The organism is Duganella alba (assembly GCF_009674495.1).
In the GTDB taxonomy this organism is placed as follows: Bacteria; Pseudomonadota; Gammaproteobacteria; order Burkholderiales; family Burkholderiaceae_D; genus Rugamonas; species Rugamonas alba.
The window spans coordinates 1-308 of record NZ_WKJN01000104.1 but is presented as its reverse complement, the minus strand read 5'-3'; the positions used below and the strand labels follow the sequence as shown (position 1 = coordinate 308).

General features: G+C 52.6%; 1 rRNA gene. It reads right to left on the bottom strand.

The features are described from left to right. Positions 1-308, bottom strand: a 23S ribosomal RNA gene (locus GJ695_RS29460); the annotation flags it as partial.

The window sequence follows — 308 nt, the reverse complement described above, 5'->3', positions numbered from 1 at the left end:
ACTGCACTTCCACACCTGACCTATCAACGTCCTGGTCTCGAACGACCCTTCAAAGAGCTCAAGGCTCTGGGAAATCTCATCTTAAGGCAAGTTTCCCGCTTAGATGCTTTCAGCGGTTATCTCTTCCGAACTTAGCTACCCGGCAATGCCACTGGCGTGACAACCGGTACACCAGAGGTTCGTCCACTCCGGTCCTCTCGTACTAGGAGCAGCCCCCTTCAAATTTCCAACGCCCACGGCAGATAGGGACCAAACTGTCTCACGACGTTTTAAACCCAGCTCACGTACCACTTTAAATGGCGAACAGC